The following is a 13,596-nucleotide window of genomic DNA, read 5'->3' as shown; positions in this document are numbered from 1 at the left end:
TGATGGGGACAGTATGAACTACGGGGATGATCGGACGGGCCTGCGCATTCGGGGGAAGCGCGCGCGCTCGTTCTTAGCGGGGACGATGCTGCTGCTGGGGCTGCTCGCAGCCTCCGACCGGCTCAGTGCCGCGGATGCCCCGGTCGGCGATCAGGCACCGATGCAGGCGCCTGATCTCGGTGTGTCCTCGGTCGCGACGATCGCGCCGGCGCGGACGCGCTTTCTGTCGCTCGGCGTCGGCAAGTCCGTCGTCGTCGACCTGCCGCGCGAGGTCAAGGACGTGCTGGTGGCCGATCCCAAGATCGCCAATGCCATAATCCGCTCGGCGCAGCGCGCCTATATCATCGGCGGCCAGGTCGGCCAGACCAACGTGGTGTTCTTCACTGCCGACGGCCAGCAGGTCGCCTCCTACGACATCGCGGTGAAGCGCGACCTCAACGGCATGCGCGCCGCGCTGCGCCAGTCGCTGCCGGGCGTGCAGATCGAAGGCATCGGCGACAGCGTGATGCTGACCGGCTCGGTCTCGAGCCCGGTCGAGGCACAGCAGGCGGGCGACGTCGCCGCCAAGCTCGTCGGCGGCTCGGACAAGGTCGTCAACAACATCGTCGTTCGCGGCCGCGACCAGGTGATGCTCAAGGTCGTGGTCGGCGAAGTGCGCCGCGATATCGTCAAGCAGCTGGGCGTCGATCTCAGCGCCAGCCTGAACGCCGGCACCGCGGTGGTGAATTTCAACAATTCCAACCCGTACTCGGTGTCTGGCGGACCGATCGTCGCGAGCAACGGACTTGGAGTCGCCGGTCTCGCCAAGGGCGTCGCCACCGTCAGCGCCACGATGCGTGCGATGGAAAGCGCCGGCGTCATGCGTACGCTCGCCGAGCCGAGCCTGACCGCGATCTCGGGCGAATCCGCCACCTTCATCGCCGGCGGCGAATTCCCGATTCCGGCCGGCTATTCCTGCGATCCGGTCACCCACGTCTGTACCACCCAGGTCACCTACAAGAAGTTCGGCATCTCCCTGAACTTCACGCCGGTCGTGCTCAGCGAAGGCCGCATCAGCCTGCGCGTCATGACCGAGGTCTCGGAGCTGTCGAATACGAACGCGATCACACTGACGCAGGCGGTGTCCTCGACCTCGAGCAACTCGATCACCATCCCCTCGGTTCAGACCCGCCGCGCCGAAACGACACTGGAAATTCCCTCCGGCGGCTCGATGGCGATGGCCGGCCTGATCCAGCAGCAGACCAAGCAGGCGATCAACGGCCTGCCCGGCGTGGACCAGGTGCCGATCATCGGCGCGCTGTTCCGCAGCCAGGACTTCGTCAACAACGAAACCGAGTTGATGGTGATCGTGACGCCCTATGTGGTGCGCGCCGTCGCCCAGAAGGAATTGTCGCGGCCCGACGACGGTTTCGCGCCGGCCTCCGACGCGCAGACGGCGCTGCTCGGCCGCATGAACCGCCTTTATGGCATCACGCGCCGCGTCGATCCCATCAACGGCACGCCCGGCGATTTCGGCTTCATCATCGATTGACGACGAGCGGACGGCCTGGGGACCGGAGCAGAAACGGGGCAAGAGGGGAATCAAGCGATGACGAGGACGATAGCCGACCGACGCCGCCCTTCGAGCGTCGCGCTGGTGCTGACGGGGCTGTCCGTCATGCTGGGCGCGTGCAACACCACCGGTGAAATCGTCACTCAGACAGTGCCGACCGACTATCGCCAGCGCCACCCGATCGCGGTGCAGGAGGGTAGGCGCTCGATCGTGATCTTCGTCGGCAAGGCGCGCGGCGGCCTCTCGGCCGCGCAGCACGCGGATGTCGCAGGCATTGCCCGGGACTGGATGCGCGAAGGCACCGGCTCCGTCGTCGTCGACGTGCCCGTCGACACCGCGAATTCGCGTGCCGCGGCGGCGACTTATCGAGAAATCCGTTCCGTGCTCGCATCCGGCGGCGTGCCCTCGCGCGCCATCCTCCAGCATCCCTATCGTCCCGAAGACCCCGGTCTCCTGCCGACGATCCGGTTGAGCTATTCCAAACTCAGCGCAGTGGCTGGACCCTGCGGGTTGTGGCCGGAAGACGTTGGTCCGAACATCCTGGACCCCGGCTACAATGAGAACCGGCCGTATTTCAATCTGGGCTGCGCCAGCCAGCGCAACCTCGCGGCCATGATCGACAATCCCGCCGACCTCGAGCAGCCGCGCGCCGAGACGCCCGCCTACACCGCACGGCGCGACATCGCCTTCGACCGCTATCGCAAGGGCTCGACGACCGCGACCGCCTATCCCGAGGCCGACAAGGCCAAACTCAGCGACACCGGCAAATGACTGGCATCCACGACGAAGAAGCGGACGATCCGCGGCACCCCGACGAACACATTGCACCGGTCCCTCGCATCTCGGTGCAGGCCTTTTGCGAGACCGAGCAGACGCTCGCCGCGGTGACCGCCGCGGGGGAGGATCGGCGGCTCGCCAAGGCGCATCTCACTGCCAGGGACGGTGGTCTCGCTGCGGCAATCGAAGTCTATGAAACGATGCCGACGCCCAACGTGATCGTGATCGAATCCGACGGCACGCGTGACATCCTGGAGGGGCTCGACGACCTCGCCGGCGTCTGCGACCCCGGCACCCGCGTCGTGGTGATCGGCAATCCCAACGACACCGCGCCCTATCGCGAGCTGGTCCGCCGCGGCGTCAACGATTACGTGGTCGGGCCAGTCGAAACCCTCGACGTCGTCCGCTCGATCTGTAGCCTGTTCTCGGCATCCGAAGCCATCATCACCGGCCGCGTCATCGCGGTGGTCGGCGCCAAGGGCGGCGTCGGCGCGTCCACCGTCGCGCACAATGTGGCCTGGACCATCGCCCGCGACCTCGCGCTCGATTCCGTCGTGATCGATCTCGACCTTGCCTTCGGTACTGCGAGCCTCGACTACAATCAGGATCCGCTGCAGGGCATCGCCAACGCGGTGCTATCGCAGGACCGGCCGGACACGGCGCTGATGGAGCGCCTGCTTGCCAAATGCACCGATCGCCTCAGCCTGCTGGCCGCTCCCGCGACGCTCGACCGCGTCTACGATTTCGGCGCCGAAGCTTTTGATGCGGTGTTCGACACGCTGCGCATGACCACGCCCTGCATCGTGCTCGACGTACCCCATCAATGGTCGGGCTGGACGCGGCGGGCGCTGGTCAATGCTGACGACATCGTGATCGTGGCCGAGCCCGATCTCGCCAATTTGCGCAACACCAAGAACATGCTGAGCGTGCTCAAGGCGGCGCGCCCGAACGACCGGCCGCCGCTGTACTGCCTCAACCAGGTCGGCATGCACAAGCGCGCGGAGATCGAGGTCAAAGCTTTCGCCAAGACCATGGAGAGCCAGCCGCTCGCGGTGATCCCGTTCGATTCGAAGCTGTTCTCGACCGCCGCCAACAACGGCCAGATGATCGCGGAGGTCTCCAAGAGCCACCGCACCACCCTTCTGTTCCAGAACATGGCCAACCGCCTCGCCGGCCGCGGCGAGGTGAAGAAGCCGAAGCGCTCGCTGCTCGGCCCGCTGCTGAAGAAGCTGAAGGGCAGGTCGGGCCGCGGATCCGCCCCGCATCGCAAAGTGTCGTAGGCTGGAAGCGTTTTCGAGCGACAGATCCCGGCTTGCGTCAAGAAAGCGCGCCAAAAACGAGAATCCAAACGGCGCGAGCTATTTGTCCGCCCGCTGCTGCTTCTTCGCCAGCAATTGCCGCAGCGCCGTGACCTTTGCCGCCGCCTGGTCCGGCGGCAGGTCGGCCTTCACGATGGCCTCGGCCTCGGCTTGCTTTCCTTCCAGCCCCAGCACCAGCGCGAGATTGGCGCGCACGCGGGAATCGGCGGGATTGCGCTCATGCGCGCGGCGCATCGTTTCCTCCGCCCGCGGCAGATTGTTCTGGAGCATGTAGGACAGGCCGAGATTGGACAAAACCTGCGGCTCGTCGGGCACGATCTTCAAGGCGGTCGCATAATATTGCTGCGCCTCCTCATTGCGGCCGAGCTGATCGAGCGCCGCGCCCTGCGCCGACAGGATGCGCCAGTCCGGATCCTCGGGCGTATGCGCTCGGCCGAGGACGTCGAAGGCCTGCTGGAAATTGCCGTTGTCGGCGAGCGCGCGGCCATAGCCGGCGAGCAATGCCTTGTTGCTGGGATGGCCGAGCACGGCCTGCTCCATCACCGCGACCGCCTGCGCCCGCTGGCCGCTCTCGCGCAGCGCCTTGCCATAGGCGAGCACAACGCCGGGATCACCGGGCTTGGCGCGATAGCGTTCGCGCAAGGTGTCCATGTCCGGCTTGGCGTCGGCCTTCACGCTGGCTTCAGATCTGACGCCGAGCGCGCCGGTGACATCCTCGATGCCATTGGTCTGGCAGCCGGCGAGGACAAGCACCATCAACGCGGGAAGCAGGAATTTCGCCGAAGGAGAGGCGGGAGACGGACGCTTGGACATACTCTGATCACTCGGCGACTGATCAGAGATGCTTACCCATTAACGCTAAAGCCCCGTTAAGGAGGCGCGGCCATTAAGGCCTAATCGACGAACTCCGCGCCGAACTCGCAGCCGATGCGCCAGCGCAGGCGGCATTGGCGGGAATAATCGGGCGCGAAGATGATGGTGAATTGCGGCGGCACTTCCAGGAATTCCGCCACCACTTTCACGCCGCCATCCGAGATATCCGTGATCGTGCAGTCGCGCGGCAGCGAGCCCGCGCCAAAGTGGATTTTGGCGAGCCGGCTGCATACCCGACGTTCGCTTCTCCGGCGATTTGCAAGCATTTGAATTCTTCACCCGTTAGACCACGGCCCATCCCGCAAGGGTAGGAGTAGCGGACATTCGTTGGAATGTGCTGAGGAGAGCCGCTCGCATTCGAGGCGTAGTGTTCGCTTCGCGTTTACGATCCGGTAAGGCTTTCTCGGTCCTTAGACATGTTCCCGTATTGTTCTTGCGAAAGGCGCTAGGCTCTGCTACCCCTAATTGCGCGAAAGGGCAGGCTGGTTCGAGCATGGTTCAGCGGGTTTCTACCGTCGCCTTTGAAGGGATTGAGGCCCGTGCGGTCGACGTGCAGGTGCAGGTCGCCCCGGGGCTGCCGGCCTTCGCCATCGTCGGCCTGCCGGACAAGGCGGTGTCGGAGGCACGCGAGCGGGTCCGTTCGGCTCTGATCGCCTCGGGGCTGGCGCTGCCGGCGCGGCGGATCATCGTTAATCTGGCCCCGGCCGACCTGCCCAAGGAGGGCAGCCATTACGACCTGCCGATCGCGCTCGGGCTGATGGCGGCGATCGGCGCGATCCCGCCCGATGCACTGACCGGCTTCACAGTTCTCGGCGAGCTCGGCCTCGACGGATCGATCGCGCCGGTCGCAGGTGTCCTGCCCGCCGCGATCGGCGCCAATGCGCGCGAGGAGGGCCTGATCTGCCCGGCAGCCTGCGGCTCGGAGGCGGCCTGGGCGAGCCCGGACATCCAGATCATCGCCGCACAATCACTCATTCAGATCGCCAACCATTTCAAGGGCACGCAGGTGCTGTCGCGGCCCTCACCGAAGGTGCATGAGGCCGCCGCCTCGTCCCTCGACCTGCGCGATATCAAGGGCCAGGAGAGCGCCAAGCGGGCGCTGGAGATCGCAGCCGCGGGCGGACATCACCTGCTGATGATCGGCGCGCCCGGCGCCGGCAAATCGATGCTGGCGGCGCGCCTGCCCTCGATCTTGCCGCCGCTATCGCCCGGCGAACTGCTCGGCGTTAGGTAGCAAACTCACCTTAGCCACAGAATCGGATGCCGAATCGGCCCGCGCCAATGCGGGCTTTTGACTCTGTGGAGTCACACCAATTCGGGCATCAAAAGTTTGTTGACAGTCAACATACGGAATTTGTTGCGAAAATTGCAACAACACCAAGGGTGTGTATAGCCATGAAAGACTTTGAAGGCCATCTTGCAACCGGAACCGACATAGTGTATCTGGATGAAATCGCAACCACGGAACCGGACGCCATGTCCAAGACTGTTGATCAGGTCATTAGCGAGCTTGCTGCCGAGATCACCTCGGATGAGGCCGCCCTTCGGAAGAAGAAGGAGACGGTCAATACGCTCTGCGGTGCTGTAGGCAGGCCGCCTGCCTACGCCCTTGAGAGCACGTCTTCCGTGGTCCCGACGCAGATCAGGTCGGATCAATTCTACGGCCAGCCGCTTGCCGGCTCAGTGCGGACGATTCTGGAAATGCGCCGTGCCCAAAATCTCGGTGCGGCAACCATCAAAGAGATATTCGAATCCCTCACGAAGGGTGGCTATGAGTTCGACACCAAGTCAGACGACATAGCGCAGAAGTCTCTGCGCAACTCGCTCGCGAAGAATACGGCGCTTTTCCACAAACTACCAAACGGGCAGTTTGGCCTTCTCTCTTGGTATCCGAACGTAAAGAAACCGCGAGCGACCATTGAGCGAGTAATCAATGGCGAAACGGTCGAACAAGAGGTTCCCGAGGAAGGGCTGACCGAGGACGACTTTGTGCCACCCGACACTCCCACCTCTGCTCCCACTGGAGGCATTAAGACGTTTCGGCGGTTCTAACGAAATCCGGGGCCGCAAGGCCCCGGTAGATCGCAGTCTAACCAAGTGTGGTGCCCGGTCCGAACGGGCCGAAAGGTAGGTGGTACATGACAACATAAAGCTATCGAGTACTTGGGAGAGGCTATCGGTCACGTTGGCGCGTGGCTGGTAGCTTCTCTGACGGGCCGGGTCTGGAGACGCTCGCCGGATTTCCACCTGTGCAAGCTTGGGTCCAATCCCCAACCGGTCCACCATTCTTTCGATTGGTCATAACAAAATAGCAGTTCGCTATAAAATAGCTAGCGCGGCGCGACAACGCCGCGCTGTTTTTCGTCCTCGACAAATGAAACGCCGCCAGCCTCCAGTGCAGCTTGCATTGCCGCTAGATTGTTTCGCGTCGGCTCCCGCCTGCCAGCCTCAAAGTCTCGTACCGTCGAAACGCCGACGTTCGCGCTTTTTGCAAGCGCGTCTTGAGGCCAATTTAGCCATGCTCGCGCGGCTCGACACTGCTCCGGGGTCATTCACGGAATATGATGACCAAAAAGAATTTCGTCAAGGTCATCGATTTTCGTTGACGCCATTACTTTCAACGCTTATCAATGAGGTCAACGGAAAACGTTGGTCTCATGTCGCAACACTTCCTTCTCACGGCAAAGGCGAGGTCGCTAAGTTTAGCGAAAGTCGCCCGTTTGTCGGACGAGGAAGCCTATCAGACCTTCAAGCTGATCCGCTGGGCCGCCACTAACGGCGAGCCATTCTGTCCCAAGTGCGGCTGCGTTGCCGTCTACACCTACCAGACGCGCAAGCTGTTCAAGTGCAAGGGCTGCAATCACCAATTCAGCGTCACCTCGGGCACGATCTTCGCCAGCCGTAAGCTACCTATCCGCGACTACCTCTTGGCAATCGCCATCTTCGTCAACGGGGCGAAGGGCCATAGTGCGCTTCAACTGAGCCGCGACCTGGACTGCCAGTACAAGACCGCTTTCGTGATGGCTCACAAGATCCGCGAAGCGATGGCTTCGGAAGCCAACGGCGCGACCGTGGGCGGCACCGTGGAAGTCGATGGCGCCTATTTCGGCGGCCATGTGCGCCCGGCAAATAACAAGGCCAATCGCCGCGACCGCCGCCTCGTGCAGAACCAGACCGGCAAGCGCCGCGTGGTGGTCATCATGCGCGAGCGTGGCGGCCGGACTCTGCCCTTTGTCTTCAAGTCGGAAGATGCTTCAGTTGTGACTATCGCCCGCACCGTGCAGCCCGGCAGCACCGTTCACGCTGACGAGGCCGCCCATTGGGACGCCCTACACGCGCGCTTCCTGACGAAGCGGATCAACCACAGCGAGGCTTATTCAGACGGCGAGGCTTGCACCAATCAGGCCGAGTCGTTTTTCTCGCGCTTGCGCCGCGCTGAAATCGGTATCCACCATCATGTTGCCGGTCCCTACCTTGCTGCCTATGCCAGTGAAATGGCTTGGCGCGAGAACAACCGCCGGGTCAGCAACGGCGAACAGTATCTGATGACCTGTGACGCTGCTTTGCAGCACCCCGTTTCGAGGACCTGGAAGGGCTATTGGCAACGTGCCATCAAGGGTTGAATTGTGACAGAAAATCGCATTCATTCAGCGCGTAACAGAGAAGCAATCTATGCATCACCTATTTATCGACGAGTCCGGCGAGCTGGGCCAGAAACAGGAATCAAGCGAATTTTTTCTGATTACCGCACTCTGGACCGAGAACCGAAAGGCGCTGGAAAAAAGGATCAAGAAAGAATTTGCAAAGCTAATAAACGCTGGCTGGCCAAGACGGATGGAGATTAAGGGCACGTCTATTTGGGCGTCGCCACACACTCCGAGCGTCCCCAAAGCCATTAGCGAAAGGCGAGAGCAGATTCTCAGGGAAATAATCTCGGCAATTTGCGCCGGTCCGAACAAAGTGCACTATGCGATAGCAAAGAAAAAACATCTCCCATCATTTCTCAGCAAGGCGCACTACGGCATTGCCTACAACTATTTGTGTGGCTCGCTCGTCTGCCGGGCCTACCCAGATCATTTTGTCGGAGACTTAGAAATCGTCATCGACGAGAGGACGAAGGAACTTCAAACTAAAAACAAGTTCGATGGCTACTTGGAGACAAGGCTGGTCGGCCATTGTGCTCATGAGCATTCGCTTTCCATCGAGCACGGCGAGTCACATTTGCACCCCGGGTTGCAAGCCGTAGACTTCCTGTCGTGGAGCTTGTTTCGGAAATTCGAGCACGGGGATTCGCAATTCGCCGACTTAATGACCAACAATCTTGCTCATTGTGACGACTGGCAATCGACAAAAAAAAAATAAGGCTCGCAACTTGCGAGCCATATTTTGCTTGAACCCTAGGGCGGCCACGATCAACGGGGCTTATCTCCTCAGAGACGCTTGCTAAGGAATTACCCAGCGCGGGTAACCTAGGGGCTCACCTTTTGCCGGTCAAGCGAAGATTCGCCGCAGAGCTACCCGTTATTTTCAGAGTCAATGCCGGAACATTAGGAAAGTTTCAAACAAAATCAGAACCTTACTGACTTGTTAACCTCCGCAACCCTGTGTTGAACAGGTCACACTTGCGAAATCCGCATTCCGCCGCCTATTCAGCGGGTTCCCCGATGAATCTCCCAAAGCATGTACTGCCCCGGCCCCTGCTCGCACCGCACAAGGCCGTTCTCCCGCTGAGTCCGAAGCGCCAGCCCGACCCGCTTAGACATGATCCGCAAGAGCCGCTGATCGTTCTTGTCCAAGGCCCGCTCCACTAGGAGCTGTAAGGCGACATCGCGGCTGGTAAGGGGCTCTGCGGCTTGGCGGAGGATGCTTAGGACAAGCCGGGACATCTCGCCCCGGTTGCTCCAATCCTTGGGCGGGCGGAAGGCTTTGGCCTTGATCGACTCCACCCGGTAGCTCGGATCGAATTGGAGGATCGTGGCGTCTAGGCTCTCCAAGTCTTGGACCATCTTCCGAAGTGACTCATGGGCGGCTTCGATATCACCCGCCAATTGCGCCCGACGCTTCACGAGTCCGGCTAAAACAAATTCGTTCATGGCTACCCCTCATTAAAGGGGCGGTGAATTTCGGCATTAATCGCCCCTTTTTCAGTGGGGAATCTAGTGTTACCGCCAGCCGTGCCGCCAGCCGTGCTAAGGTGAGTTTGCTACCTAATGCCGGAACTGCTCGAAGTCTCGATGATTGCGTCCGTCGCCGGCGAGATCGAGGGCGGCGCGCTGACGGCGCGGCGGCCGTTCCGCTCGCCGCATCATTCCGCCAGCATGGCCGCGCTCACCGGTGGCGGCGTGCGCGCCAAACCCGGCGAGATCTCGCTGGCGCATCAGGGTGTGCTGTTCCTCGACGAGCTGCCGGAGTTCGATCCGCGCGTGCTGGATTCGCTGCGCCAGCCCCTGGAGAACGGCGAGGTCGCGGTGTCGCGCGCCAATCATCGCGTCACCTACCCTGCCCGCTTCATGCTGGTGGCCGCGATGAATCCGTGCCGCTGCGGCAACGCGTTCGAGCCGGGCTATGCCTGCAAGCGCGGCCGCATCGACCGCTGCACCGGCGACTACCAGGCGCGCATCTCCGGTCCGTTGATGGATCGCATCGATCTGCGCATCGAGGTGCCGGCGGTGACCGCGGCCGATTTGATTCTGCCGCCGCCGGCGGAAGGCTCCGCCGAAGTCGCCGCGCGCGTGGCGGCGGCACGCGACATCCAGCTTGCGCGTTATGCGGATGCCGGCCTGCCGAACGTCCGTACCAATGCCGAGGCGCCGGCCTCGGTCCTCGAAGAGATCGCAAAACCGGATGCGCAAGGCGCCAAGCTATTGCGGGACGCGGCGGAGACCATGCGGCTGTCGGCGCGCGGCTATCACCGCGTGCTGCGGGTCGCGCGCACACTGGCCGATCTCGACAACGCGGACAAGATCGGCCGGCTGCACCTCGCCGAAGCGCTATCCTACCGCGCACTCGCGGAGGATGTGCGGCAGATGGCGTGAAGCCCACGCGCATCAACCCGGCGGTAACGAGTTTCCTTTACGCTCTGAAAACCATAAGCCCCATGTGTTTCCAACTCGAGTTCCCGAGGGGCGGGCGAGTAGAGTGTCATGTTGCGTTTCAAGATCCTGGCCTCGGTTGTTCCCCTGTTGGCGGCGGCGGTGTTCGCCCGCGGCGAGATCGGATCGGTCTCGCATCCCTGCATTGCCCTGGGCGAGTCCTCGGTCGAGCTCACCTCCCTGTTCTGGACCGCCGGCGTGCATGTCGCCTTCACCGATGATCCCGCGCAGGCCACGGTACGGGTCCAGGTCACCGACAATGCGGACGCTGCGGACTTCGCGGTGGTCGACGACGGCCTCGGCTCGGAATCGGAATCCTGCCAGGGCAATCCGTCGACACGCCTGGTCTCGATCGCCGCGCAGCCCGTCGACGGCGGCCAGGTGATCTATCTCTCCACCGAAGGACCGGCCGATTACCGCATCTATGTGCGCTCGAAGACGTTCTCGCAGCGCGAGGCCGCGGCGCTGATCGTCGGCGCCCGCGGCGGCCATGGCCACCTGCAGGCCGCCTCGCTCTAAAGCGCGCTGAGATCACGATCGCGCTTTAGCTTTTTGTTTGCGCATGATCTTTTTGGAAAATCGCTGCACACTTTTGCGGATCATGCTCTGAAGCGTTAACACCTCGTCAACCCTGTTTGGAGGCGGCGCCAAAGCCTCAAGCTGTTCGCAAGGTCGACGCGACATCGTCGCACACGGCGGGCACGGGGTTTCGGACAAGGGTCGGTGGCGATGGGTCGGACGTTCCGGATCAAGGTGCGCATGCGCCGCTTCAGGCGACAGCATCCCCGTATCGCCTTCGCGCTCCGCTCCTTCATGATCTTCTCGGCGACGTTCGGCGCCGCCTATGGCTTCGTCTCCGGCAGCCGGTCCGAGAATTCCGGCTACGATCCCAACGCCTTTGCGATCGGCGCGAGCTTCCTGTTCGCGCTGGCGTGCCTTGGTCTTGCGACGCTGAGCATGCGGCTGCGCTTCGTCAACAAGCGGCTGCGTTCGCTCGCCGCCCACAACGAGGCGCTGATCGACCGCAATTGGGAGCTCAAGGAAGCCGAAGAGCGCGCCCGCAGCCTATTCGAGCAGCAGGGCGACCTGATCGTGCTGCGCGACACGAGCGGCCGCATCACCTTTGCCAATGACGCCTATTGCGCGCTGGCCGGACAGGCCCGGAGCGCGCTGGTCGGCACACGCTTCGACTTCGACGTGCTGGAGCAGGGCGACAGCGCGCGCGAGAGCAGCGGCACGCGCGTTCACGACCAGAAAATCGCAACCCCGCTCGGTGCGCGCTGGATCGCCTGGCGCGAGGGCTATGTGCGCCGCGATGCCGGCCAGCCCGCCGAATTGCAGAGCGTCGGGCGCGACGTCACCGACCGCACCGAGACCGAGCGCGCTTTGTCCGACGCGCGCGATCAGGCCGATGCCGCCAACCGCGCGAAGTCGCGTTTCCTCGCGATGGCCTCGCACGAAATCCGCACGCCCCTCAACGGCATCATCGGCATGGGCAGCCTCTTGCTCGACACCACGCTGACGCCGGAGCAGACGACCTACGCTAGGGCGGTGAAAACTTCGGGCGAAGCACTGATGGCGCTGATCGAGGAGCTGCTCGATTATTCCAAGATCGAAGCCGGCAAGCTCGATCTCGAGCAGCGTCCGTTCGCCTTGTCCACGCTGGTCGAGGAGATCACCGAGCTTCTGGCGCCGCGTGCGCAGGCCAAGACTCTCGAGATCGCGTCCTATATCGACGAGCGCCTGCCGCTCGAGGTGGTGGGGGACGCCGCGCGGCTGCGCCAGGTGCTGCTCAACCTCGCCGGCAACGCCATCAAGTTCACCGCGAGCGGCGGCGTCGCGCTGATCGTCGAGCCCGGCATCCGGCCGAACGAGATCAGCTTCCTGGTCCGCGACACCGGCATCGGCATCGCGCCGGAAGCGCAATCGCGCATCTTCCGGGAGTTCGAGCAGGCGGACGAGCGCGTCGCGCGCACCTATGGCGGCACCGGACTCGGCCTGTCCATCAGCGAGCGCATCGTCAAGCGCATGGGCGGCCGGATCACGCTCGAGAGCGAACCGGGCAGGGGGTCGACCTTCGAGGTCGCGGTGCCGCTAGCCCCGTCACAAGCAGGTAGCGGACAGACGGCATTCGCCTGCCCCGAACTCGCCGGCAAGCCGATTCTCCTCGTCGCCGAGGGCATCGAGGCGTCGCTGATCGCACGGCGCCTGGAGCGCTGGGGCGGTCAGACCTGCATGGTGGCGGACGCCGCCGTGGCTCAAGCGCTGCTGCCGGAGCGTTCATGGCACGCCATGCTGGTCGATCGCGCGATCGGTCCCGCCGCTTCCGACCATCTCGGCGAAACCGCGCGGGCGCATGCGATGCAGCGCCTGGTGCTGCTGACCTCGAGCTCGCGCCATGAGGAACTGTCCCCGGCCTTCACCGGATTCCTGGTGAAGCCGCTGCGCGCCGCCTCGCTCGCGACACGCCTTTCGCTGACGGCGGAGGTCGCCTCGCCCGAGCTCGCACCGGAGCCATTGGCCGAATCCAAAACTGCAACGCCGGCGAAAGGGCTGTCGATCCTCGTTGCCGAGGACAACGAGATCAATGCGCTGTTGATGCGCTCGCTGCTGACGAAACTCGGCCACCGCGTCGTCATCGCCGTCCACGGCGAGGCGGCGCTGGAATCCTGGCTCGCCGCCTTATCGGCCGGCACGCCCTACGACCTCGTGCTGATGGATATCCAGATGCCGCAGCTCGACGGCATTGAGACGACAAAGCGCATTCGCGCGCATGAGGCGGCCATGGGTCGCCAGCGCATGCCCATCCTGGCACTCACCGCCAATACGCTGGTCGAGGACCGCTACGCTTGCTTCGAGGCAGGCATGAATGGATTCCTGATCAAGCCGCTCGACCGCGAGAAGCTGGATCAGGCGCTGGCGGGGCTGGCCGCGTCCCGCCACCTGACAGTCTGATCCAGAATTTCACGAAAACCTCGGCCCG

12 protein-coding genes and 2 pseudogenes are annotated in these 13,596 nt (G+C 63.2%); 10 read left to right on the top strand and 4 right to left on the bottom strand.

All coding sequences use genetic code 11. From position 1 onward, the window contains the following. The first annotated feature begins 13 nt into the window (after positions 1-13). From IVA78_RS26175 to IVA78_RS26165, 3 genes are read left to right on the top strand one after another with little or no spacing between them, the layout of a single operon-like run. Positions 14-1,531, top strand: coding sequence for a type II and III secretion system protein family protein (locus tag IVA78_RS26175; RefSeq protein ID WP_247468548.1), 1,518 nt, complete (start codon positions 14-16; stop codon positions 1,529-1,531). 57 nt (positions 1,532-1,588) lie between these two features. After that, the gene (locus IVA78_RS26170) at positions 1,589-2,323 is read left to right on the top strand and encodes a CpaD family pilus assembly protein (protein ID WP_247468546.1); all 735 of its coding nucleotides are present in this window, start codon (positions 1,589-1,591) and stop codon (positions 2,321-2,323) included. Beyond that, complete coding sequence (locus IVA78_RS26165) at positions 2,320-3,609, top strand: AAA family ATPase (RefSeq protein ID WP_247468544.1); 1,290 nt, start codon at positions 2,320-2,322, stop codon at positions 3,607-3,609. The genes IVA78_RS26170 and IVA78_RS26165 overlap by 4 nt, the downstream gene beginning before the upstream one ends. Positions 3,610-3,687: 78 nt before the next feature. Here IVA78_RS26165 and IVA78_RS26160 read toward each other — a convergent pair whose 3' ends face one another. Beyond that, positions 3,688-4,461, bottom strand: coding sequence for a tetratricopeptide repeat protein (locus tag IVA78_RS26160; protein WP_247276587.1), 774 nt, complete (start codon positions 4,459-4,461; stop codon positions 3,688-3,690). Between the two features lie 80 nt (positions 4,462-4,541). Continuing rightward, a complete protein-coding gene (locus tag IVA78_RS26155; RefSeq protein ID WP_018644993.1) occupies positions 4,542-4,787 on the bottom strand; it encodes a PilZ domain-containing protein in 246 nt (81 codons plus the stop codon). Between the two features lie 227 nt (positions 4,788-5,014). On the opposite strand from IVA78_RS26155, the pseudogene IVA78_RS26150 reads away from it, so the two are divergent. Both IVA78_RS26150 and IVA78_RS26145 read left to right on the top strand, forming a co-directional pair. Further along, positions 5,015-5,743, top strand: a pseudogene (locus tag IVA78_RS26150) (magnesium chelatase domain-containing protein); the annotation flags it as partial. A 173-nt stretch (positions 5,744-5,916) separates the two neighbouring features. Continuing rightward, the gene (locus IVA78_RS26145) at positions 5,917-6,573 is read left to right on the top strand and encodes a hypothetical protein (protein WP_247468542.1); all 657 of its coding nucleotides are present in this window, start codon (positions 5,917-5,919) and stop codon (positions 6,571-6,573) included. A gap of 278 nt (positions 6,574-6,851) precedes the next feature. On the opposite strand, the gene IVA78_RS26140 is transcribed toward IVA78_RS26145, so the two are convergent. Further along, complete coding sequence (locus tag IVA78_RS26140; protein ID WP_247468540.1) at positions 6,852-7,073, bottom strand: helix-turn-helix transcriptional regulator; 222 nt, start codon at positions 7,071-7,073, stop codon at positions 6,852-6,854. 78 nt (positions 7,074-7,151) lie between these two features. Here IVA78_RS26140 and IVA78_RS26135 point away from each other — a divergent pair, with 78 nt between their 5' ends. Both IVA78_RS26135 and IVA78_RS26130 read left to right on the top strand, forming a co-directional pair. Beyond that, positions 7,152-8,144 (top strand): IS1595 family transposase, encoded by a 993-nt coding sequence (locus IVA78_RS26135; protein ID WP_247468538.1) that lies wholly within the window; start codon positions 7,152-7,154, stop codon positions 8,142-8,144. 49 nt (positions 8,145-8,193) lie between these two features. After that, positions 8,194-8,883 (top strand): DUF3800 domain-containing protein, encoded by a 690-nt coding sequence (locus IVA78_RS26130; RefSeq protein WP_247468536.1) that lies wholly within the window; start codon positions 8,194-8,196, stop codon positions 8,881-8,883. Between the two features lie 287 nt (positions 8,884-9,170). Here IVA78_RS26130 and IVA78_RS26125 read toward each other — a convergent pair whose 3' ends face one another. Further along, positions 9,171-9,614 carry a hypothetical protein gene (locus IVA78_RS26125; RefSeq protein WP_247468533.1) on the bottom strand — a complete coding sequence of 148 codons (444 nt, stop codon included), beginning with the start codon at positions 9,612-9,614 and terminating at the stop codon, positions 9,171-9,173. A gap of 123 nt (positions 9,615-9,737) precedes the next feature. Between IVA78_RS26125 and IVA78_RS26120 the strand changes: the two are divergent. The 3 genes and pseudogenes from IVA78_RS26120 to IVA78_RS26110 form a co-directional block, all read left to right on the top strand. Next, a pseudogene (locus tag IVA78_RS26120) lies at positions 9,738-10,556 on the top strand (ATP-binding protein); the annotation flags it as partial. A gap of 108 nt (positions 10,557-10,664) precedes the next feature. Then, on the top strand, positions 10,665-11,132 hold the full coding sequence (locus IVA78_RS26115) for a hypothetical protein (protein ID WP_247468531.1): 468 nt from the start codon (positions 10,665-10,667) through the stop codon (positions 11,130-11,132). A gap of 210 nt (positions 11,133-11,342) precedes the next feature. Further along, complete coding sequence (locus tag IVA78_RS26110; RefSeq protein ID WP_247468528.1) at positions 11,343-13,568, top strand: ATP-binding protein; 2,226 nt, start codon at positions 11,343-11,345, stop codon at positions 13,566-13,568. Positions 13,569-13,596: the final 28 nt, after the last annotated feature.

This window comes from Bradyrhizobium sp. 137, assembly GCF_023074095.1.
In the GTDB taxonomy this organism is placed as follows: domain Bacteria; phylum Pseudomonadota; class Alphaproteobacteria; order Rhizobiales; family Xanthobacteraceae; genus Bradyrhizobium.
The sequence above is the reverse complement of the archived record's forward strand: the minus strand, read 5'-3'. Positions and strand labels throughout refer to the sequence as shown.

Coding starts and splice junctions, on each gene's coding strand:
- IVA78_RS26175 (WP_247468548.1), top strand. CDS start 14: ATGAACTACGGGGATGATCGGACGGGCCTGCGCATTCGGGGGAAGCGC.
- IVA78_RS26170 (WP_247468546.1), top strand. CDS start 1,589: ATGACGAGGACGATAGCCGACCGACGCCGCCCTTCGAGCGTCGCGCTG.
- IVA78_RS26165 (WP_247468544.1), top strand. CDS start 2,320: ATGACTGGCATCCACGACGAAGAAGCGGACGATCCGCGGCACCCCGAC.
- IVA78_RS26160 (WP_247276587.1), bottom strand. CDS start 4,461: ATGTCCAAGCGTCCGTCTCCCGCCTCTCCTTCGGCGAAATTCCTGCTT.
- IVA78_RS26155 (WP_018644993.1), bottom strand. CDS start 4,787: ATGCTTGCAAATCGCCGGAGAAGCGAACGTCGGGTATGCAGCCGGCTC.
- IVA78_RS26145 (WP_247468542.1), top strand. CDS start 5,917: ATGAAAGACTTTGAAGGCCATCTTGCAACCGGAACCGACATAGTGTAT.
- IVA78_RS26140 (WP_247468540.1), bottom strand. CDS start 7,073: ATGACCCCGGAGCAGTGTCGAGCCGCGCGAGCATGGCTAAATTGGCCT.
- IVA78_RS26135 (WP_247468538.1), top strand. CDS start 7,152: ATGAGGTCAACGGAAAACGTTGGTCTCATGTCGCAACACTTCCTTCTC.
- IVA78_RS26130 (WP_247468536.1), top strand. CDS start 8,194: ATGCATCACCTATTTATCGACGAGTCCGGCGAGCTGGGCCAGAAACAG.
- IVA78_RS26125 (WP_247468533.1), bottom strand. CDS start 9,614: ATGAACGAATTTGTTTTAGCCGGACTCGTGAAGCGTCGGGCGCAATTG.
- IVA78_RS26115 (WP_247468531.1), top strand. CDS start 10,665: ATGTTGCGTTTCAAGATCCTGGCCTCGGTTGTTCCCCTGTTGGCGGCG.
- IVA78_RS26110 (WP_247468528.1), top strand. CDS start 11,343: ATGGGTCGGACGTTCCGGATCAAGGTGCGCATGCGCCGCTTCAGGCGA.